The organism is Nonomuraea phyllanthi (assembly GCF_006334985.2).
GTDB lineage: Bacteria > Actinomycetota > Actinomycetes > Streptosporangiales > Streptosporangiaceae > Nonomuraea > Nonomuraea phyllanthi.
Window position 1 is genome coordinate 216039 of the sequence record NZ_VDLX02000004.1, and the last position, 17765, is coordinate 233803.

Here is a 17765-nt window from a genome sequence, read left to right on the forward strand (position 1 = left end):
CCTTTGCCCATGTGCACGGTGATCGTGAGAACCGGGTGGCCGCTGACCCTCATGGGCGTGCGGGACGAGTACACCGACCGCCCGTGGGAGGGCCCGGGGGAGCACTGGCCGGACTTCCCCGGCGTGATCGGCGGGCGCGACCTCAAGGCCGGCGGCACCTGGCTGGCCGTCAACCCCTCGGCACGCCGCGCCGCCGCGCTGCTCAACGGGCGCGGCACGGCGGCCGCTGAGACGACCAGGATCTCCCGGGGCGACCTGGCGCTGCGCGCCGCGTACACCGGGAACGCCCCCGGCGGCGACCTCGCCCGCTACGACCCGTTCCACCTGGTGCTCGCCGGAGAGGCGGGCGCGCGCCTGTTCAGCTGGGACGGAGAGCGGCTGAGCGCCTCCGACCTGCCCGAGGGCGTCAGCATGGTGGTGAACACGGGGCTCGACCCGGCGAGCGAGCGGGTCGTCGCGTACCTGCCGAGGTTCAGGACCGAGAGCTGGAGCGACCTGATCAGGGCCGAGCCGTCCGGCGAGCCGGGCGCGCTCATCGTCCGGCACGCGCTGCCCGACGGCCGGACCTTCGCCTCCCTGTCGGCGCTGCGGGTCACGCTCGCGCCGGACGGAGTGACGTACGACTTCGCCGACCTGACCGCTGATCGGGACAGATAGGCTCAAACACATGAGATCGTGGGCTGCCCAGAACGTTCCAAAGCTCCCAGGTGAGAGCATTCCGCTGAGTCTCTACGACACGTCGGCCGGGCAGGTGAGGCAGACGGAGCCCGGGCCGACCGCCAGGATCTACGTCTGCGGCATCACCCCCTACGACGCCACGCACCTCGGCCACGCCAACACCTACCACGCCTTCGATCTCGCCGGCCGCATGTGGCGCGACGCGGGCCACGAGGTGCACTACACGCAGAACGCCACCGACGTGGACGACCCGCTGCTCGAACGCGCCGCGCAGACCGGCATCGACTGGCGCGAGCTGGCCGAGCGGGAGATCGAGCTGTTCCGCGGCGACATGGAGGCGCTGCGGATCATGCCGCCCCGCGAGTACGTCGGCGTCACCGAGGTCGTCGGGCGGGTCGCCGACCTGATCGCCAAACTGTCGGCCAAGGGCGTCACGTACGACCTGGACGGCGACGTCTACTTCAGCGTGGCCGACGCCCCCAAGTTCGGCCAGGTGTCCGGCTACGACGAGGCCGAGATGCTCGCCCTGTTCGCCGAGCGCGGAGGCGACCCGGACCGGCCCGGCAAGCGGCACCCCCTCGACTGGCTGCTGTGGCGGGCCGAGCGGCCCGGCGAGCCCGCCTGGGAGTCCCGGCTCGGCCGGGGCCGGCCCGGCTGGCACATCGAGTGCACCGCGATCGCCATGGACGCCCTCGGGCCCGGCTTCGACGTGGCGGGAGGCGGCTCCGACCTGATCTTCCCGCACCACGAGTGCGGCGCCTCCGAAGGGCACGCGCTCACGGGGGAGTGGCCGTTCGCCAAGTTCTACGCGCATGCGGGCATGGTGGCGCTCGACGGCGAGAAGATGTCGAAGTCCAAGGGCAACCTGGTGTTCGTGTCCAAGCTGCGGCAGGCGCACGACCCGATGGCGGTCCGGCTCGTGCTGCTGGCCCACCACTACCGGGCGGACTGGGAGTACGTGCCCGAGCTGATGGCCGAGGCCGAACGCCGGCTGGCGCGGTGGCGCTCGGCCGTCGCGCTCGCCTCGGGGCCGCGCGCCGACGAGCTCCTGGCCACGGTACGCGCCCGGATGGCCGACGACCTCGACTCGCCGGGCGCCCTCGCCGCCGTGGACGCCTGGGCCGAGGAGGCCCTCACCACCGGCGGCCCCGACCCCGACGCGCCCGGGCTGGTCCGCGACCTGGTGGACGCCCTCCTGGGCATCGCCCTCTGACCCCCGCCCCGCCCGCCCGCGACGCCGGCTTACGCGACGGCCGTTCGGGTGCCAGGCGTGCTTGGGGTGCCCGGCGTTCGACGAGCGTCGCCGTGAGACCGCGGGCATCGCGGCGCCTCCCGGGCGTGGGTTCAGCGGCGGTTGACGGCAGCCGTTGCCCGCATCGGGCACGCCGCCCCGCCTCCTGCACGGGTGCAGGGTTGGGCGGGACGGTGCACGGCGAAGCGCGGTGCGATGCGGCCGGGAGCATCCGTGCCCCGTTACAACGATGCCTCGCGCAGTCCCGACGGGGCCGGGCGGCCGGTGAGGGCCGTGTCGTAGCGGTGCCAGATCAGCGCCGCCACGTCCGGGTCCGCGCCCAGCGGTTCGCTCACGAGCCCCGCCCCCACACCCCCCAGCCGGTCGTGGAAGAAGCCCGGCGCGAGGACGTACGAGGCGATGGCGACCCGCGCGGCCGGCGTGGAGGCGAGCCCCGACATGGCCTCCTCCAGCGACGGGGACCCGGCCGAGACGAAGGCCGCCGTGACAGGGCGTGCCAGCCGGACGGCGAGCCGGTGGGCGGCGGCGCGCACGTCGGCCAGGGCGGAGGGGTCGGAGGAGCCGGCCGCGCCGAGCAGCACCGCGTCGGTCGCCCGCAGCCCGGCCCTGGCCAGCTTGCGGGCCAGGGCCGAGGTGAGCAGCCGGTGCGGCCCCAGCCAGCCGGCCACCACGGCGTCGGGGCGGTGGGCGGCGACGACGTTCGGGAGGTCGATGTGGGCGTGGTAGCCGCCCGCCAGCAGCAGCGGCACCACGACCACCGGCCCCGGTACGGCGGGCAGCACGTCGGACAGCAGCGGCGAGCTGATCTCCAGGTAGCTCAGCTCCACGCGCCGCCCGGGTCGGGCTCTCCTGACCGCCTCCGCGAGGGCCGACAGCGTACGCTCCCCGGCGGCGCAGCGCGTGCCGTGCGCCGCCAGGACGAGCGCGGGGCCCTCCCCGGCCGCACCGGTGGCCGGGCGGCGGCACACCGGTGCGGGGCAGGCCCGCTCGTTCACAAGCCGGCCTCGTACACGCAGGCGAGCCGGTAGCCGCGCTTGACCACGGTCTCCACGATCCCGGCCGCCCCGAGCGCCCGCCGCAGGCGCGTGATGGCCATCTCCACCGCGTGCTCGGCCGACTCGCGCGCGACGGTGCCCGGCAGCACCGTACGCAGGTCGGCGCGCGACACCACGTGACCGGGCTTGTCCGCCAGGCGTTTGAGCACCGCCATCGGCGCGGGCGGGAGCGGCCGCAGCTCCCCGTCCACCACCACCGCGTGACCGCGGATCTCCAGCCGGCGCCCCGCGGCCGTCAGGCGGGTCACCCCGTGCTCAGGGAGGTGGCGGGCCAGGGCGCGGGCCAGCGCGCCGAGGCGGGAGCGCTCCGGCTGCAGGGTCGGCACGTCGCGCGAGGTCAGTGGCTCGGCGGTGACGGGCCCCACGCAGGCGGCCACGACCCGCTCGCCGAAGGCGGTGAGCAGCGCCTCCTCCAGCCCGTCGGCGCGGGCCGTCCCCAGCATGGCGTGCACGGCGGGCGCGCTGGTGAAGGCCACCGCGTCGACCGAGCCGGAGATGGTCTGGCTGATCAGCCGGCGCAGCGGCGAGATGTCGCGGTACGGCAGCCACCGGTAGACCGGGATCTCGATCACCTCCGCCCCGGCGCGGCGCAGGTCGGCCACGAAGTCGCGCAGCGGCTCGCCGTGCTGCTGCACCGCGATGCGCCGCCCGCGCAGGTCCTGGGCGAGCAGGTACTGCTTGACCTCCTCGCACGACTCGGTGGGCGGCGTCCAGTGGTCGTTCAGCCCGGCGGCGCGCACCGCCCCCCTGGCCTTGGGGCCGCGGGTCAGCAGGCGCGATCTGGACAGGTGCTCGCCCAGGTCGGCCGACAGGCCCCAGCCCTCGGCGGCGGCCATCCAGCCGCGGAAGCCGACGCCGGTGGTGACGACCACGTCGTCGAGCGGCCCCGCCAGGCTCTCCCTGGTGGCGGCGAGCAGGTCGGCGTCCTCGGCCAGCGGGACGAGCCGGATCGCCGGGGCGCTGACCACGCGGGCGCCGCGCCGCTCCAGCAGCGCGCCGAACTCCTCCCGGCGCCGCGTCGCGGTGACTCCGATCGTGAAGCCCGACAGGGCGTCGGGTGCGGTCTCGGGGGAGTACGCGCCCCTGAGGGCAGGCACATCACTCATGCCGGCACCTCCAGGCGATGAGAGACGCCTTACCGGTGAGGTGGTCGGGGACGGCCGGCCGGGCCCCGAGCTCCCGGCCGGCCATCACAGCTGCGCGTGACGCAAGTGAGATCACGCTCCGATACTGCTTTGGGGTGGTTTCGCCCGCGGGTCTCCCTTGTTACCGCTGTGCTACAAGCTCGGCCTATCGCGGTTGGCGAGGCGGGGGCGCGGGAAACGTTCACCGTGACGACGCCGCCTATCGGGGAGTTTCGGGTGACGGTCCGGCCTATTCGCACGTTCGACGATCCGGTGCTGCGCTCGGTCGCCGCGCCGGTCCACGACTTCGACCGCGAGCTGCGGCGGCTGGTCAAGGCGCTGACCGCCACGATGCGCGCGGGCGCCGGCCGCGCGGGCCTGGCGGCGCCGCAGATCGGCGAGCCGGTACGCGTGGTGGTCTACTCCTACGACGGCAGGTCGGGCCACCTGGTCAACCCCCGCCTGGAGCTGTCGGAGCGCCGCATCACCGCCGACGAGGCGTGCCTGTCGGCGCCGGGGCTGTGGTGGCCACTGGAACGTTCCTACGCGGTCACGGCGCGTGGCCGCGACATGTTCGGCAAACCCGTGACGTTCCGGGCGCTGGGCATGCTGGCGAGGGTGCTCCAGCACGAGACGGACCACCTCGACGGCGTGCTGTTCAGCGATCACCTCGAGGCGGCCGAGCGCGAGCGCTTCCTCGCCGCCGCCCTGCCCGGCTGACCCGCCGGGCCGGGGCTACGCGTGGTGCGCCGCGGCCAGGGCCAGGTCCCTGCGCTGGTCGGGGTCGGTGCCGCCCCATACGCCGTACGCCTGCCTGGTGTCCAGCGCGTACGCCAGGCACGCCTCGCGCACGGGGCAGCGGGCGCACACGTGCTTGGCCTGCTCGACCTGTGACCGGCCCGGCCCTTCCGCGGAGATCGGGAAGAACAGCTCGGGGTCCAGGTCGAGGCAGGCGGCCCTCCGTGTCCAGTCGAGCATCATCATGACCTGCGCGCCTACCCGGGCGATCCGGTCTCATACCTCCGTGAGCACCCGGTCCCAATCCGTGAGGAACCTGTCCAGCCCGTAGCGGGCCAGCGCCGCGGCCCGCGCGGCCTTGCCCGCCTGCGCGGCGCTCTCCGGGTCCGCGACGAAGGCGTGCAGCGCGTCGGCCAGCACGTCCACCCTCGTCGACAGCACGCCCGCCTCCGGCGGCACGGCCTCGATCGCCTCGGTGGCGGCCAGCGCGACGACCGGCAGGCCCAGGGTCATGGCCTCGATGAGGGCCAGCCCCAGCGACGTCCACCGGTAGGGGTGCAGGTAGGCCCGGCGCCGGGCCAGCTCGGCGTGCATGACGTGCTGCGGCAGGTCCTCGAAGGTGCCGTACGGCAGGCCGTCCACCTTCATCCCGAACACGTCCAGCGGCACCCGCTCGGCGAAGCGCGGCAGCAGGTCGGTCCCGGCGACCCTGGTGCGGCGTACCGGCTCGTTGACCACCACGCCCGCCCGGGGCAGCTCGCCGGTGTACAGGTGGCCGGGGTCGGGCACGCCGTGCTCGACGACGCGGGTGGGCGCCCGGCCGTTGTCCCAGTACAGCTCGTTGAAGTGGGTGACGTGCACCAGCGTGACGGCGTTCTGGCCGGCCAGCGGGTGCCGGGTGCGCGGCACGTCGCCCGCGGGCGTGTTGTGCTCGACGTACACGGCGGGCACGTCGCGGCCGAGCCACTCGCGGGCCAGCTCCGGCTCGTGCGGGCGCTGGAAGACGGCCACGTCGACGCGCTCGTCGCGGAGCCGGTCGAAGGGCACCTCGCGGGCGGAGGCGGGCCAGTCGAAGGTCTGGGCGCGGCCCCTGCCGTCGGGGCCGCGATCGGGCACCAGCGGCAGCACGTACTCGTGGCCGCCCCTGATGAACGCGCTGGTGTACGAGCCGTGCACGTGCCAGATGAGGATTCTCACCAGCGGCTCCAGCCCAGGGCCCGGGCCCACGGCGCGGAGACGGCCGGCACGGGGGCCTCCGCCTCGCTCAGCACCCGTTCCACGACGTCGGCCAGGTCGTCGGCGACCTCGGCCGCCTGCTCGATCTCCTCCAACCGCGTCTGCGGGGTCGGCACCAGGATGCCCCTGGCCCCGGCCGCCCTGGCCGCGTCCATGTCCCTGCCGATGTCGCCCACGACCACGCAGTCGCGGGGACTGACGTCGAGGATCGCGGCCGCCCTGATCACCAGCCCGGGTGCCGGTTTGCGGCACGTGCACCCGTCGGCGTCGTCGTGCACGCAGATCGCCCACGCGTCGAACGGGCCGAGCAGCTCCTCCACCCTGGCGTTCACCTGGTCCATGTCGTCGGCCGACAGCAGGCCCTTGGCCACGCCCGACTGGTTGGTGACGACCGCCACCGGCACGTCGGACCGCCGGAGCCTGGCCAGCGCCTCCACCGCGCCGGGCATGGGCTCGACACGGTCCGGGTCGCCGTTGTACGGCACGTCCCTGATCAAGGTCCCGTCCCGATCGAAGAGCACGGCGCCGGGACGTCGCTTTTCGAACACCTTTCACCTCCGTCGCGTGTCGGCCAGCTACCCGGCGCCTGACCCGGCAAACAACTACTCAGCGTGAGCAACCCCAGGCGGTTGCGCCTGTTTACGCATCTCCTGGGCCTGGCGAATGTTTGAGAGCCGCTTCTCTCGGTAGCGGTTCTCGACATCTCTGGGGGAGGAAAGATGAGGTTTCTCGGCATCAACGCGATCTTCCACGACCCCGCCGCCGCGCTGGTGGTCGACGGGAGGATCGTGGCCGCGGCGGAGGAGGAACGCTTCAGCCGCCGCAAGCACGGCAAGCGGCCTCTGGCGTTCTCCGCGTGGGAGCTGCCGGAGCAGGCCGCCGCCTGGTGCCTGCGCGAGGCGGGGCTCTCCCCCGAGGACATCGACGCCGTGGCCTACTCCTACGACCCCTCGCTCGTCACCCAGCGCCCGGAGGGCGACTGGGAGGACCTGCGTACCCGGTACGCCGTGCGCGCCCCGGCCTTCCTCGCCACCGCGCTGCCCGGCCTGGACCCCGGCCAGGTCACCTACGTGCCGCACCACGTGGCCCACGCCGCCTCGGCGGGCCTGGCCTCGCCCTGGCGGGACTGCGCCGTGCTCGTGTGCGACGGGCGCGGCGAGAACGTCTCCCACCTGGCGGGCCGCTACCGCGACGGCGAGCTGGAGGTGCTGGCCGCGCAGGAGCTGCCGCACTCGCTGGGCCTGATGTACGAGGAGGTCACCGAGCACCTGGGCTTCCTGCGCTCCAGCGACGAGTACAAGGTCATGGCGATGGCCTCCTACGGCCGGCCCCGCCACCTGGACGCGCTGCGCGAGGTGATCCACACGACGGGGGACGGCGGGTTCCGGGTCGAGCGGGTCGACTGGAACGGCTACGCCAAGGCGCTGCCCAAGGGCGCCCCCTGGACCTCCGACCACGCCGACCTGGCCGCCAGCGTGCAGGCCCGGCTGGAGGAGGTGCTGCTGGAGCTGGTGCGCTGGCTGCACGAACGCACCGGCGAGCGGCGGCTCGCGCTGGCCGGCGGGGTCGCGCTCAACTGCGTGGCCAACACGCGGCTGCTGGACGAGGGGCCGTTCGACGAGGTGTGGGTGCAGCCGGCGGCGGGCGACTCGGGCACCGCGCTCGGCGGCGCGCTGCACCTCGCGCAGGCCTACGGCGAGCCGGCCGGCCCCATGCCGGGCGCCGCGCTCGGCCGCGGGTTCACCGACGAGGAACTGGGCGCCTGGCTGGACGTGGCCCGCGTGCCGCACACCCGCCCCGCCGACCTGGCCGCCGCCGTGGCCGCCGAGCTGGCCGCCGACCGGATCGTGGCCTGGTTCCAGGGACGCTCCGAGTACGGGCCGCGGGCGCTCGGCCGCCGGTCGCTGCTGGCCCACCCCGGCCACGCGCGCAACACCGAGCGGCTGAACGACGTCAAGGGGCGCGAGCAGTTCAGGCCCATCGCGCCGATGGTGCTGGAGTCGCGGGCCGCGCAGATCTTCGGGCGCGGGCCGGTGCCGTCGCCGTACATGCTGTTCGTCCACGACGTGCACCCCGACTGGGCGCCGCGCATCCCCGCGGTGGTGCACGTGGACGGGACCGCCCGCATCCAGACCGTCTCGCCCGCCACGGAGCCGCTGATGGCGCGGGTGCTGGCCGAGTTCGAGGCCAGGACGGGGCTGCCCGTGGTGGTCAACACGAGCCTCAACACGGCCGGGCGTCCCATGGTCGACGACCCCCGTGACGCGCTGGAGTGCTTCGGGTCCTCGCCGGTGGACGTGCTCGCGCTGGGACCGTACCTGGTGCGGCGCGGGGAGGTGTTCGCCTCGTGATCACTGTGGTGATCCCCACCGTCGGCCGGTCCACGCTGCGCGACACGCTCGCGGCGATCGGGACCGGCGTGCCGGTCGTCGTGGTGGACGACACCCCTGATGCGGCGCTGTCCCTGCCTGATCACATACGGCCCGATCACATACGGCCTGATCAGGTACGGGTCGTGCGGTCGGGCGGGCGCGGCCCGGCGGCGGCGCGCAACGCCGGGTGGCGGGCCGCGACCACGCCCTGGGTGGCGTTCCTGGACGACGACGTGATCCCCTCGCCCGGCTGGGCCGAGGCGCTCTGGAAGGACCTGGCGGACCTGCCGGACGACGTGGCCGGCAGCCAGGGCCGCATCGAGGTGCCGCTGCCGGCCGGGCGGCGGCCCACCGACGGCGAGCGGCACACCGCCGGGCTCGCCGGCGCGCAGTGGGCGACCGCGGACATGGCCTACCGGCGGCCGGCGCTGGAGGCCGCCGGCGGGTTCGACGAGCGCTTCCCCCGGGCCTACCGGGAGGACGCCGACCTCGCGCTGCGGATCTCGCGGGCGGGCCACCGGCTCGTCAAGGGCTCGCGGGTGACAGTGCACCCGGTGCGGGAGGACGGCTTCTGGGCGAGCGTGCGCTTCCAGCGGGGCAACGCGGACGACGCGCGCATGCGGCGCCTGCACGGGCCCGGCTGGCGGGCGGCCATCGGCGGCCGGAGCGGCCGGCTGCGCCTGCACGCCGCGACCACGGCCGCGGGCCTCACGGCAGTGGCCCTGGGCGCCACCGCCGGGCGCGCCAGGGCGGTGGCCGGGCTCGGGGCGGTGGCGGGACTGGCGTGGGCCGTGATGACCGCCGAGTTCGCCTGGCGGCGCATCGCGCCGGGTCCCCGTACCCCCCAGGAGGTGTGGCGGATGGTCGTCACCAGCGTGGTGATCCCGCCGGTCGCCTGCGCGCACCGGCTGCGGGGGGAATGGAGGGCGCGCCGATGAGCGGTCGCATGTCCGCGACGGCCCGCGGTTCGAGGCCGTGCAAGGCGGCGGGGGCCCGCGGCCCCGCGCCCGAGCCCGTGACGGCCGCCAGGCCGTGCCCCTCGCCACTCATGCACGGGGACGGCCCTGGGGACGAGCGGCGCCGGGTGCTGGTCGCCCGGCTGGACGACGCCGGCGACGTGCTGCTGGCCGGTCCGGCCGTCAGGGCCGTGCGTACGCGGGCCGGCGAGCTGGTCTTCCTGGCCGGCCCGAACGGCAGGGCGGCCGCCGAGCTGCTGCCCGGCGTGGACCGGGTGATCGAGTGGCGGGCCCCGTGGATCGACCACACCCCGCGGCCCCTCGGGAAGGCCCAGGTAGCCGGCCTGGTCGCCAAGCTCGCGGACGTGGACGAGGCGGTGATCCTCACCTCGTTCCACCAGTCGGCGCTCCCGCTGGCGCTCCTGCTCAGGCTGGCCGGGGTGGCGAGGATCAGCGCCATCAGCAACGACTACCCGGGCTCGCTCCTCGACGTGCGGCACGTCGTGGACGAGAGCGTGGACGTCCCCGAGGCCGAGCGCATGCTGGCGGTCGCCAGGGCGGCGGGGTTCGAGCTGCCGGCGGGCGATGACGGCAAACTCGCAGTTCGGCGGCCATTGCCGGATATTGACCGGAAATTGGGGCAACTGTTCGGCGCCGGCGCCGATGCCGGCAAAGGCGCGTACGTCGTGGTGCACCCGGGGACATCGGCCCCCGCACGGACCTGGCCGGCCGAACGGCATCGGCAGACCGTGCGGGAGCTGGTCGAAGACGGGCACCGGGTCGTCGTGACCGGCACAGAACGTGACCTCACCGCCTACGTGGCCGGCGACCTGGCGGCCGACCTCGGCGGCGCGACCACGTTCGCCGAACTGGCCGCCCTCATCGAGCGCGCCGGTGTGCTCGTGGCCGGCAACACCGGCCCCGCGCACCTGGCGGCGGCCGTCGGCACGCCGGTCGTGAGCCTGTTCGCCCCCGTCGTCCCCGCGGCGAGGTGGGCCCCGTACGGCGTGCCCGTGGTGCTGCTGGGAGACCAGGAGGCGCCCTGCCGTGCGAGCAGGGCGCGCACCTGCCCCGTACCCGGGCACCCGTGCCTGTCCCACGTGACAAGTGAGCAGGTGGTCAAGGCAGTGAGGGAGCTGACTCAGTGAAGGTCGATCTCATCTCCGAGCACGCGGACCCGCTGGCGGCGATCGGCGGCGTCGACTCCGGAGGCCAGAACGTCCACGTCGCCGCGCTGGCCGTCGCGCTGGCCCGGCGCGGGCACACGATCGTCGTGCACACCCGGCGCTCCTCCGAGCGGCAGCCCCCGTCGGTGCGGGTGGCGCCCGGCGTCACGGTCGAGTACGTCCCGGCCGGCCCCGCCGCCCCCGTACCCAAGGACGAGCTCCCCCCGTACATGGCGGAATTCACCGAACGCCTGGCCGACCGCTGGGCGGCCGGCCCGCCCGACGTCGTGCACGCCCACTTCTGGATGAGCGGCCAGGCCGCGCTGCAGGCGGCCGACGGCGTGCCCGTGGTGCAGACGTTCCACGCGCTCGGCACGGTCAAGCGGCGCTGGCAGGGCGACGCCGACACCAGCCCCGCGCACCGCATCCCCACCGAGCGCGAGATCGGCCGGCACGCCGACGCCGTGCTGGCCACCTGCGGCGACGAGGTCAACGAGCTGCGCGCGATGGGCATCCCCGAGGAGCGCATCACGGTCGTGCCGTGCGGGGTGGACCTGTCGGCGTTCTGCCCCGACGGGCCGGTGGCGCCGCGCACGCCGGGGCCGCTCATCCTCAGCATCGGCCGGATGGTGCCGCGCAAGGGCGTGGACACCACCATCCAGGCGCTGCGCCGGCTCCCCGGCGCCGAACTGGTCATCGCGGGCGGCAGCGAGCACGACGACGAGGCGGTCAGGCTGCGCGGGCTGGCGCGCGCGTACGGGCTGGAGCGCCGCGTGCACGTGATCGGCAGCGTGCCGCGCGAGCACGTGCCCGCGCTGATGCGCTCGGCCGACGTCGTGGTCACCGTCCCCTGGTACGAGCCGTTCGGCATGGTGCCGGTGGAGGCGATGGCCTGTGGCGTGCCGGTCGTGGCCTCGGCGGTCGGAGGGCACCTCGACACCGTCGCGGGCTGCGGCGTGCTGGTGCCGCCGCGCCGGCCGCGCGCGCTGGCCAGGGCGCTGGGCGACGTGCTCGGCGACCCGGACAAGAGGGCGGCGCTCGGCGCGGCGGGGGCGCGCAGGGCGCGCGAGCGCTACGGCTGGCCGCGGGTGGCCCAGCTGACCGAGGCCGTGTACACGCAGGTCATCGACGGCAAGGTATGCCGCCTGGCCGCTCTGGGGGGTTGATCGTGGACGCACACCTGGAAAAGCTCTGGACGACCCTGGAGAAGGTCGATGACCAGGCGGTCACCGTCCGCGCCTGGGGAGGCAAGCTGGCCGGCGTGCTGTCCGCCGGCGGCAGGCTGCTGGCCTGCGGCAACGGCGGCTCTGCGGCCGAGGCCCAGCACCTGACGGCCGAGCTGGTCGGCAGGTTCAGGGAGGACCGGCAGCCGTACGCGGCGATCCCGCTGCACGCCGACGGCTCGTCGCTGACGGCCATCGCCAACGACTTCGGCGCCGACGAGGTCTACGCCCGCCAGGTGCGCGCCCACGGGAGGCCCGGCGACGTGCTGGTGTGCCTGTCGACCAGCGGCGGCAGCCCCAACGTGCTGGCCGCGGCCAGGGCGGCGCAGGACGCCGGCATCCTCGCCTGGGCCATGACCGGTCCCGCGCCCAACGCGCTGGCCGACCTGTGCGACGAGGCGGTCGCCGTACCGGGGGAGGAGACGGCGACGGTGCAGGAGGTGCACCTCGCCCTCATCCACCTGCTGTGCGACGCGGTCGAGGAGGCACTATGACGGCGCCCGCCACCACGGGCCCGCTCGTCGTCATCGGCGACACGCTGCTGGACGTGGACGTCGAGGGCGAGGCCGACCGGCTCTGCCCCGACGCCCCCGTCCCGGTGGTGGACGTCGGCGCCGAGCAGGCCCGCCCGGGCGGCGCCGGGCTGGCCGCGCTGCTGGCCGCCCGCGACGGCGCCGACGTCGTGCTGGTCACGGCGATCGGCGACGACCCAGACGGCCGGCGCCTGTGCGGGCTGCTGTCGGAGGAGGTCGACCTGGTACGCCTGCCGCTGCGCGGCGCCACCGTGCGCAAGACCCGGGTCAGGTCGCGCGGCCAGACCCTGCTCCGGCTGGACTCCGGCGACGGCACCGCCCGCTACGCCCCCACGCCGGAGGCGGCCGAGGCCGTCGAGCAGGCCGGCGCGGTCCTCGTCTCCGACTACGGCAGGGGCGTCGCCAGGATGGCCCCCGAGCTGCTGCGCGACACCGGCGTGCCCGTGGTGTGGGACCCGCACCCCAGAGGCGGCCGGCCGATGCCCGGCTGCGCGCTGCTCACGCCCAGCGAGGCCGAGGCCAGGGCGTGGTGCGAGAACGGCTACCACGGCCCCGACCAGGCGGCCCGCCGGCTCGTCAGGGAGCTGCGCGCCGGCGCGGTGGCCGTCACGACCGGCGAGCGCGGCGCCGCGCTCGCCGTCCAGGGCGGGCCGCTCACCCAGGTGCCGCCGCCGGTGCTGGCCGGCAACCGCGACGCCTGCGGCGCGGGCGACCGGCTCGCCTCCGCCGCCGCGCTCGCGCTGCGCGACGGCACCGGCGTCCAGGAGGCCGTCATCATCGGCGTCGGCGAGGCCTCGCGCTTCGTGGAGCGCGGCGGGTCCGGCGGCGTCAAGGTCCAGGAGCAGCTGCTCGGCGACCGGCCGCGCACCGCGCTGGAGGTCGCCAGGCTCACCCGCGCGTACGGCGGCCGCCTCATCGCCACCGGCGGCTGCTTCGACCTGCTGCACGCCGGGCACGTGAGCCTGCTGCGGCGGGCCAGGGCGCTGGGCGACGCGCTCGTCGTCTGCGTCAATTCCGACGCCTCGGTGCGCCGGCTCAAAGGTCCCTCCAGGCCCATCGTCGACGTGCGGGACCGGGTCGAGGTGCTGCGGGCGCTGGGCTGCGTGGACGCCGTGCTGGTGTTCGACGAGGACACCCCGGCGCGCGCCATCGGGACGCTGCGCCCCGACGTGTGGGTGAAGGGCGGCGACTACGAGGGGGAAGTGCTGCCCGAATCACAGGTCCTGGCCGGGCTCGGCGCGGAGATCGTCGTGCTGAGCACGCTGCCGGGACGTTCGACAACGAATCTGATCAGGGAGATCCAGTGAAGATTTTGATCACCGGGGGAGCCTCCGGGCTCGGTCTGGCCACCGCCGAAGCCGTCGAGAAGGAGGGCTGGCGGGCGCTGGTCGTCGACAAGCGGCCGCCGGACCAGCGCTTCGAGCACGTCACGGCCGACCTGGCCGACCGGGGGGAGGCCGAGCGGGCGGTACGCGAGCTCGCCGAACGGGCCGGCGGCCTGGACGGCGTGGTGACCGCCGCCGGCATCGACGCCTGCGGACGGCTGGAAGACGTCCCCGCCGACGACTGGGAGCGCGTCATCCGCGTCAACCTGCTCGGCACGGCCTCGGTCGTCCGGGCGGCGCTGCCGTACCTGAAGCACACCCGGGGCAAGATCGTCACCTGTGCCTCCACGCTGGGGCTGCGGCCGCTCAGCGACGCCTCGGCCTACTCGGCGTCCAAGTTCGGCGTCGTCGGGCTGACCAGGGCGCTGGCCGTCGAGCTGCGCGGCGAGGTCGGCGTCACCCTGCTCGTCCCCGGCGGCATGCGCACGGCCTTCTTCGACGGCCGGCCCGAGCAGTACCAGCCGGGACCGGAGGCCGGGCTCAACGACCCGGCCGACGTCGCCCAGACGGTGGTCTTCGCGCTGCGGCAGCCGGCCGGATGCGAGGTGAGAGAGCTCGTCGTCTGCCCGTCCACGGAGACGTCATGGCCCTAGAACTCCTCGCCCTGCGCGGGCTCGGCCTGGGCGACCTGCTCACAGCCGTGCCCGCCCTGCGGGCGCTGCGCCAGGCCTTTCCCGGGCACCGCATCACGCTGGCCGCGCCGCGGGCGATGGAGGCCCTGCTACCGCTGATCGCCGCGGCCGACGACCTGGTCGACGTGTCGGGCCCGGGGCCCGTCCCTTCGGAAGGGACCCACTTCCACCGGCCGGACATCGCGGTGAACCTGCACGGCAAGGGACCGCAGAGCATCGAGGCGCTGCGGCGCACCGAACCGGGCCGGCTGATCAGCTTCGGCACCGGGCCTCCGTACCCGGACGGCGTCCACGAGGTGCGGCGCTGGTGCGGCCTGCTGGAGTGGCACGGCATCCCCACCGACCCCGGGGATCTGACACTCGGCGTCTCCGACCGCACCGGGCCCGCGATCGTGCACCCGGGCGCCGCCTACCCTGCCCGGCGCTGGCCGCCCGAACGGTTCGCCGAGGTGGCGGCGGAACTCGACGACGTGGTCGTGACGGGCAACGCCGAGGAGGTGCCGCTGGCCGTACGGGTCGCCGAGCTGGCCGGGCTGCCGCCCGAGCGCATGCTGGCCGGGCGGACCGGCCTGGCCGACCTGATCGACCTGGTGAGCAGGGCGCGGCTGGTGATCTGCGGAGACACCGGCGTCGCGCACCTGGCGACGGCGTTCTGCGTGCCGTCGGTGGTGCTGTTCGGGCCGGTGTCACCCGCGTTGTGGGGGCCGCCGCCCGGCTGGCGCCACGTGGCGCTGTGGGCGGGCAGGAACGGGGATCCGCACGGGCTGCGGCCCGACCCCGGCCTGCTGAAGATCGAGGTTTCCGAAGTCGTCGACGCCGTCTTGGAGGTCACGTCATGAGGGCTCTGGTCACCGGGGGAGCCGGGTTCCTCGGCTCCTACCTGTGCGAACGTCTGCTGGCCGAGGGTGCGGAGGTGATCTGCATGGACAGCTTCCTCACCGGCGGCCCGCGCAACGTCGAGCACCTGATCGACCGGCCCGAGTTCCGGATCATCGAGTGCGACCTGACCGGGTACGTACACGTACCGGACCGGCTGGATCTCGTCCTGCACTTCGCCTCGGCCGCCTCGCCGGCCGACTACCTGCGCTACCCGATCGAGACCCTGCGGGTCGGCAGCGTCGGCACGCTGCACGCGCTGGGGCTGGCCAGGGAGAAGGGCGCCAGGTTCGTCTTGGCCTCCACCAGCGAGGTGTACGGCGACCCGCTGGAGCACCCCCAGCGCGAGACGTACTGGGGCAACGTCAACCCGGTCGGCCCGCGCAGCGTCTACGACGAGGCCAAGCGCTTCGCCGAGTCCCTGACCACCGCCTACCGCCAGTCGCGCGGCACCGACACCGGGATCGTGCGCATCTTCAACACCTACGGGCCGCGCATGCGCCCGTTCGACGGCCGGGCGATCCCGACCTTCATCAGGCAGTCGCTCAAGGGCGAGCCCATCACGATCACCGGCGACGGCACGCAGACCCGCTCCATCTGCTACGTGGACGACACCGTGTCCGGGATCCTCGCCATGGCCCGCAGCGACTTCGCCGGGCCCGTCAACATCGGCAACCCGGCCGAGCTGACCATGCTGGAGCTGGCCACCCTGATCCGCGACCTGACCGGGGCGTCGTCGGGGATCGAGTTCATCGACCGGCCGGCCGACGATCCCCGGGTCCGCCGCCCCGACGCGACGCTGGCGGCCGAGCGGCTCGGCTGGCAGGCGCAGGTCCCGGCGGCCGAAGGGCTGCGCCGCACCATCGAGTGGTTCGCGGCCGAGCTGGCCGCCGCCGAGGAACTGGAGCAGATCCAGGTCTGAGCGCCCGGCCACGGGGAAGCGCCTCAGCGCTGGTCCCCGATCGCAGCCCGGTTGCGCGCGGGGTGCTTCAGCGCTCGTTTCCCGCGCGCAGCCAGGCGAGGTAGTCGGCGACCGCCCGCTCGGTGCCGTACGCCGGCTCGAACCCCGTGTCCTCCCGCAGCCGCGTGGTGTCCAGCCAGACCGCGGGCGCGGCGGGATCGCGGCCTCGGGAAGGTCGACGCGGGCGCCGGGGACGAGCCTCCCCAGCGCCGCGGCGACCTCCCCGTTGGTCGTCAGCCTCCCGGAGCCCACGTTGTACGTGCGGTGCGCCGGCCGCTCCGCCAGCTGGAGCAGGGCGATGGCCCGCCCGCAGTCCTTGGCGTAGAACAGGTCGATCCCGTCGCCCGCGTGGCCGCCCGAGCGCAGCGCGGACAGATCGGGATCGGTGCCGCGGGCGGCGGCGTGCACGAGCTGCGGCGCGGCGAAGAACGGCGAGCGCGGGTGGCCGAGCGGTCCCCAGACGGCGGCGATGCGGTAGGTGAGCACGTCCAGGCCCATGGCCCCGGCCAGGTGGTCGCCGAGCAGCTCGCCGATCTTCTTGAACGCCGGGATCGGGTGGCCGGCCGTCATCGGCAGCGGCACGTCCTCGCCGAGCGCGCCCTCGCCTGGCACGCCCCCGTACACGCCGATCGTGCTGGCCAGCCCGAGCCGTCCGACCTGCCACTCGCTCGCGGCCCGGAACACGTTCATGAGGCCGCGCAGCGACGTCTCCGCGCCCTCCAGCGGCTCGTACGCCCCGGGCGGCCACGGGACGGAGCCGGCGAGGTGCACGATGCCGGTGATCTTGTGGCGCTCGCCGAGCGCCAGCAGCTGGGCCGCGTCGGCCAGGTCGGCCTGCTCGACGACGACGCGCTCGCCGGCGAGCGACTCGGGGACGACGGGGGCCCTGCGCTGGACGAGCAGGCAGGACTCGCCCAGGTCGAGCAGCGCCCGCGCGGTGTGCGTGCCGATGAATCCCAGCCCGCCGGTGATCATGATCATATGTCAGCTCCACAAATCATCAGTTCGACTGACGATCAGTGTAGCGGACAGGTTTGCGGGTGCGGACGTCGCGTCAGGCCGGAACGGTTTCCAGGCGCAGCTCGCGGACGATCTCCAGAGCGCTCGCGTCGAGCGACGGGCCGGCGTCGGCGCCGATGAACATCTCGATGTAGGCCCGGTGGAAGCAGCCCGCGATCAGCAGCCGCGCGCTGGCCTCCGGATCCACGTCGGGGCCGATCCTGCCCAGGCTCTGCTCGGCCGCGAGGTAGGCGGCCAGCGGCGCCGTCTCGGTCCGCGGGCCGAGATCGGTGTCGCGGACGGCCTCACGGAAGCGGACCGTGACGTTGGGCGAGGTGAAAGCGGGCAGCGCGGCGCTCTGCACGTCCATGTAGTACTCGATCCCCGCTCGCGCGATGGGAACGAGATTGTCGGATACAGACCCTTTTCCAATGCGATGGGAAAGATTGTGGAGAATGCTCAGCCAGAGCGGGAGCCGGTCCTGCAGCAGCGCGAGGAAGTGGTCCACCGAGCCGCCGGTGCGGTCCTCCCTGAGGGAGACGGCCATTTCCAGGACGCGGCGCCTGGTGTCCTGACTTC

Annotated in this window: 18 protein-coding genes and 1 pseudogene; 12 read left to right on the forward strand and 7 right to left on the reverse strand. The window is 74.6% G+C overall.

From position 1 onward, the window contains the following. Nucleotides 1-9 precede the first annotated feature (9 nt). Both FH608_RS12495 and mshC read left to right on the forward strand, forming a co-directional pair. Nucleotides 10-657: an NRDE family protein gene (locus FH608_RS12495; RefSeq protein ID WP_139630623.1), complete on the forward strand. Its 648-nt coding sequence runs from the start codon at nucleotides 10-12 to the stop codon at nucleotides 655-657. A gap of 10 nt (nucleotides 658-667) precedes the next feature. Continuing rightward, nucleotides 668-1891: a cysteine--1-D-myo-inosityl 2-amino-2-deoxy-alpha-D-glucopyranoside ligase gene (mshC, locus tag FH608_RS12500; protein WP_139630624.1), complete on the forward strand. Its 1224-nt coding sequence runs from the start codon at nucleotides 668-670 to the stop codon at nucleotides 1889-1891. Nucleotides 1892-2151: 260 nt separating this feature from the next. Here mshC and FH608_RS12505 read toward each other — a convergent pair whose 3' ends face one another. Together FH608_RS12505 and FH608_RS12510 are read right to left on the reverse strand one after the other, a co-directional pair. Next, nucleotides 2152-2925 carry a sirohydrochlorin chelatase gene (locus FH608_RS12505; RefSeq protein ID WP_226899382.1) on the reverse strand — a complete coding sequence of 258 codons (774 nt, stop codon included), beginning with the start codon at nucleotides 2923-2925 and terminating at the stop codon, nucleotides 2152-2154. Continuing rightward, nucleotides 2922-4091 carry a uroporphyrinogen-III synthase gene (locus FH608_RS12510; RefSeq protein ID WP_139630625.1) on the reverse strand — a complete coding sequence of 390 codons (1170 nt, stop codon included), beginning with the start codon at nucleotides 4089-4091 and terminating at the stop codon, nucleotides 2922-2924. The genes FH608_RS12505 and FH608_RS12510 overlap by 4 nt, the downstream gene beginning before the upstream one ends. 255 nt (nucleotides 4092-4346) lie before the next feature. Here FH608_RS12510 and FH608_RS12515 point away from each other — a divergent pair, with 255 nt between their 5' ends. After that, on the forward strand, nucleotides 4347-4829 hold the full coding sequence (locus FH608_RS12515; protein ID WP_139630626.1) for a peptide deformylase: 483 nt from the start codon (nucleotides 4347-4349) through the stop codon (nucleotides 4827-4829). A 15-nt stretch (nucleotides 4830-4844) separates the two neighbouring features. Here the strand turns inward: FH608_RS12515 and FH608_RS12520 are convergent, their stop codons facing one another. The 3 genes from FH608_RS12520 to FH608_RS12530 are packed head-to-tail and all read right to left on the reverse strand — an operon-like array spanning nucleotide 4845 to nucleotide 6631. Beyond that, nucleotides 4845-5093, reverse strand: coding sequence for a WhiB family transcriptional regulator (locus tag FH608_RS12520; RefSeq protein WP_139630627.1), 249 nt, complete (start codon nucleotides 5091-5093; stop codon nucleotides 4845-4847). A 30-nt stretch (nucleotides 5094-5123) separates the two neighbouring features. After that, nucleotides 5124-6044 carry a glycosyltransferase gene (locus FH608_RS12525; RefSeq protein WP_139630629.1) on the reverse strand — a complete coding sequence of 307 codons (921 nt, stop codon included), beginning with the start codon at nucleotides 6042-6044 and terminating at the stop codon, nucleotides 5124-5126. After that, the gene (locus tag FH608_RS12530; RefSeq protein ID WP_226899383.1) at nucleotides 6041-6631 is read right to left on the reverse strand and encodes a D-glycero-alpha-D-manno-heptose-1,7-bisphosphate 7-phosphatase; all 591 of its coding nucleotides are present in this window, start codon (nucleotides 6629-6631) and stop codon (nucleotides 6041-6043) included. Before FH608_RS12530 ends, FH608_RS12525 begins: the two co-directional genes overlap by 4 nt. Before the next feature lie 171 nt (nucleotides 6632-6802). On the opposite strand from FH608_RS12530, the gene FH608_RS12535 reads away from it, so the two are divergent. The 9 genes from FH608_RS12535 (at nucleotide 6803) to FH608_RS12575 (ending at nucleotide 16148) form a co-directional block, all read left to right on the forward strand. Further along, nucleotides 6803-8434 (forward strand): carbamoyltransferase family protein, encoded by a 1632-nt coding sequence (locus FH608_RS12535; protein ID WP_139630630.1) that lies wholly within the window; start codon nucleotides 6803-6805, stop codon nucleotides 8432-8434. After that, nucleotides 8431-9393, forward strand: a complete 963-nt coding sequence (locus FH608_RS12540) for a glycosyltransferase family 2 protein (RefSeq protein WP_139630631.1) — start codon at nucleotides 8431-8433, stop codon at nucleotides 9391-9393. The genes FH608_RS12535 and FH608_RS12540 overlap by 4 nt, the downstream gene beginning before the upstream one ends. A gap of 110 nt (nucleotides 9394-9503) precedes the next feature. Beyond that, entirely contained in the window at nucleotides 9504-10559 is a 1056-nt protein-coding gene (locus tag FH608_RS12545) for a glycosyltransferase family 9 protein (RefSeq protein ID WP_139630969.1), read from the forward strand. Beyond that, nucleotides 10556-11743 (forward strand): glycosyltransferase, encoded by a 1188-nt coding sequence (locus FH608_RS12550; protein WP_139630632.1) that lies wholly within the window; start codon nucleotides 10556-10558, stop codon nucleotides 11741-11743. Before FH608_RS12545 ends, FH608_RS12550 begins: the two co-directional genes overlap by 4 nt. Nucleotides 11744-11745: 2 nt before the next feature. Continuing rightward, on the forward strand, nucleotides 11746-12294 hold the full coding sequence (locus FH608_RS12555) for a D-sedoheptulose-7-phosphate isomerase (protein ID WP_226899386.1): 549 nt from the start codon (nucleotides 11746-11748) through the stop codon (nucleotides 12292-12294). Then, a complete protein-coding gene (locus FH608_RS12560; protein WP_139630635.1) occupies nucleotides 12291-13640 on the forward strand; it encodes a PfkB family carbohydrate kinase in 1350 nt (449 codons plus the stop codon). Before FH608_RS12555 ends, FH608_RS12560 begins: the two co-directional genes overlap by 4 nt. After that, nucleotides 13637-14311 carry an SDR family oxidoreductase gene (locus FH608_RS12565; protein WP_139630636.1) on the forward strand — a complete coding sequence of 225 codons (675 nt, stop codon included), beginning with the start codon at nucleotides 13637-13639 and terminating at the stop codon, nucleotides 14309-14311. The genes FH608_RS12560 and FH608_RS12565 overlap by 4 nt, the downstream gene beginning before the upstream one ends. Then, a complete protein-coding gene (locus FH608_RS12570; RefSeq protein ID WP_139630637.1) occupies nucleotides 14302-15189 on the forward strand; it encodes a glycosyltransferase family 9 protein in 888 nt (295 codons plus the stop codon). Before FH608_RS12565 ends, FH608_RS12570 begins: the two co-directional genes overlap by 10 nt. Continuing rightward, nucleotides 15186-16148, forward strand: a complete 963-nt coding sequence (locus FH608_RS12575) for a UDP-glucuronic acid decarboxylase family protein (protein WP_139630638.1) — start codon at nucleotides 15186-15188, stop codon at nucleotides 16146-16148. The genes FH608_RS12570 and FH608_RS12575 overlap by 4 nt, the downstream gene beginning before the upstream one ends. Before the next feature lie 267 nt (nucleotides 16149-16415). On the opposite strand, the pseudogene FH608_RS54345 reads toward FH608_RS12575, so the two are convergent. Both FH608_RS54345 and FH608_RS12585 read right to left on the reverse strand, forming a co-directional pair. Then, nucleotides 16416-17168: pseudogene (locus FH608_RS54345) on the reverse strand (NAD-dependent epimerase/dehydratase family protein); the annotation flags it as partial. A 73-nt stretch (nucleotides 17169-17241) separates the two neighbouring features. Next, nucleotides 17242-17733, reverse strand: coding sequence for a hypothetical protein (locus FH608_RS12585; protein ID WP_139630639.1), 492 nt, complete (start codon nucleotides 17731-17733; stop codon nucleotides 17242-17244). Nucleotides 17734-17765 lie beyond the last annotated feature (32 nt).

What these genes read in the sequence shown, in the direction of transcription:
- FH608_RS12495 (WP_139630623.1), top strand. Translation starts at nt 10, where the DNA reads ATGTGCACGGTGATCGTGAGAACCGGGTGGCCGCTGACCCTCATGGGC.
- mshC (WP_139630624.1), top strand. Translation starts at nt 668, where the DNA reads ATGAGATCGTGGGCTGCCCAGAACGTTCCAAAGCTCCCAGGTGAGAGC.
- FH608_RS12510 (WP_139630625.1), bottom strand. Translation starts at nt 4,091, where the DNA reads ATGAGTGATGTGCCTGCCCTCAGGGGCGCGTACTCCCCCGAGACCGCA.
- FH608_RS12520 (WP_139630627.1), bottom strand. Translation starts at nt 5,093, where the DNA reads ATGATGATGCTCGACTGGACACGGAGGGCCGCCTGCCTCGACCTGGAC.
- FH608_RS12535 (WP_139630630.1), top strand. Translation starts at nt 6,803, where the DNA reads ATGAGGTTTCTCGGCATCAACGCGATCTTCCACGACCCCGCCGCCGCG.
- FH608_RS12545 (WP_139630969.1), top strand. Translation starts at nt 9,504, where the DNA reads ATGCACGGGGACGGCCCTGGGGACGAGCGGCGCCGGGTGCTGGTCGCC.
- FH608_RS12560 (WP_139630635.1), top strand. Translation starts at nt 12,291, where the DNA reads ATGACGGCGCCCGCCACCACGGGCCCGCTCGTCGTCATCGGCGACACG.
- FH608_RS12570 (WP_139630637.1), top strand. Translation starts at nt 14,302, where the DNA reads ATGGCCCTAGAACTCCTCGCCCTGCGCGGGCTCGGCCTGGGCGACCTG.
- FH608_RS12575 (WP_139630638.1), top strand. Translation starts at nt 15,186, where the DNA reads ATGAGGGCTCTGGTCACCGGGGGAGCCGGGTTCCTCGGCTCCTACCTG.
- FH608_RS12585 (WP_139630639.1), bottom strand. Translation starts at nt 17,733, where the DNA reads ATGGCCGTCTCCCTCAGGGAGGACCGCACCGGCGGCTCGGTGGACCAC.